Annotated in this window: 2 rRNA genes; both read left to right on the top strand. The window is 54.7% G+C overall.

The features are described 5' to 3' along the window. Positions 1-1403: ribosomal RNA gene (locus tag HMPREF2860_RS00035) — 23S ribosomal RNA — on the top strand; the annotation flags it as partial. A 107-nt stretch (positions 1404-1510) separates the two neighbouring features. Further along, positions 1511-1627: ribosomal RNA gene (rrf, locus tag HMPREF2860_RS00030) — 5S ribosomal RNA — on the top strand. Position 1628 lies beyond the last annotated feature (1 nt).

Raw genomic sequence — 1628 nt, 5'->3', positions numbered from 1 at the left:
GTTCTAGGTAAATCCGGAGCACATTGGGTGAGGCGTGATGCGTACCCGTATTTGGGGAAGTTGGTGATCCTATGCTGCCGAGAAAAGCCTCTAGCGATGTGGATATACGGCCCGTACCCGAAACCGACACAGGTAGTCAGGTAGAGAATACTAAGGCGATCGGGATAACTGTGGTTAAGGAACTCGGCAAAATGCCCCCGTAACTTCGGGAGAAGGGGGGCCATGACTGGTGACCGACGTGGTTGAGCTGGTTGTGGCCGCAGAGAATAGAGGGAAGCGACTGTTTACTAAAAACACAGGTCCGTGCGAAGACGTTTAAGTCGATGTATACGGACTGACGCCTGCCCGGTGCTGGAAGGTTAAGAGGACCTGTTAGATTCCTTGTGGGGTCGAAGCGGAGAATTTAAGCCCCAGTAAACGGCGGTGGTAACTATAACCATCCTAAGGTAGCGAAATTCCTTGTCGGGTAAGTTCCGACCTGCACGAATGGCGTAACGACTTCCCTGCTGTCTCAACCACAGACCCGGCGAAATTGCAGTACGAGTAAAGATGCTCGTTACGCGCGGCAGGACGAAAAGACCCCGGGACCTTCACTATAGCTTGGTATTGGTGTTCGGTTCGGTTTGTGTAGGATAGGTGGGAGACTGTGATGCCTCAACGCCAGTTGGGGTGGAGTCGTTGTTGAAATACCACTCTGATCGTATTGGACATCTCAACCTCGGCCCGTGATCCGGGTTAGGGACAGTGCCTGGTGGGTAGTTTAACTGGGGCGGTTGCCTCCCAAAGAGTAACGGAGGCGCCCAAAGGTTCCCTCAGCCTGGTTGGCAATCAGGTGTTGAGTGTAAGTGCACAAGGGAGCTTGACTGTGAGACTGACAGGTCGAGCAGGTAGGAAACTAGGGACTAGTGATCCGGCACCGGCTTGTGGAAGCGGTGTCGCTCAACGGATAAAAGGTACCCCGGGGATAACAGGCTGATCTTCCCCAAGAGTCCATATCGACGGGATGGTTTGGCACCTCGATGTCGGCTCGTCGCATCCTGGGGCTGGAGTAGGTCCCAAGGGTTGGGCTGTTCGCCCATTAAAGCGGCACGCGAGCTGGGTTTAGAACGTCGTGAGACAGTTCGGTCTCTATCCGCCGCGCGCGTAGAAACTTGAGGAAGGCTGTCCCTAGTACGAGAGGACCGGGATGGACGTACCTCTGGTGTGCCAGTTGTCCCGCCTGGGGCATGGCTGGTTGGCTACGTACGGAAGGGATAACCGCTGAAAGCATCTAAGCGGGAAGCCTGTTCCAAGATTAGGTTTCTTTTGAGGTCCCCTATAGATGATGGGGTTGATAGGCCGGATCTGGAAGCATCGTAAGGTGTGGAGGTGACCGGTACTAATAGACCAAACATTCAACACACAAGAGAGTGTGAAAAATTAGGGTTTTTGCTCGCGTCTACTGTTCAGTGTCTGGCATGACACCACCCACCCGAAGTTTTGTGGTGGGGTTGGTTGTTGCCTGGTTTTTGTCGGTGGTGTTAGCGGTGGGGTCACGCCCGGTCCCATTCCGAACCCGGAAGCTAAGTCCACCAGCGCCGATGGTACTGCACTCGGGAGGGTGTGGGAGAGTAGGTCGCCGCCGGCAT

Origin of the sequence: Corynebacterium sp. HMSC064E10 (genome assembly GCF_001812505.1) — a bacterium.
Classification (GTDB): Bacteria; Actinomycetota; Actinomycetes; order Mycobacteriales; family Mycobacteriaceae; genus Corynebacterium; species Corynebacterium amycolatum.
The sequence above is the reverse complement of the archived record's forward strand: the minus strand, read 5'-3'. Positions and strand labels throughout refer to the sequence as shown.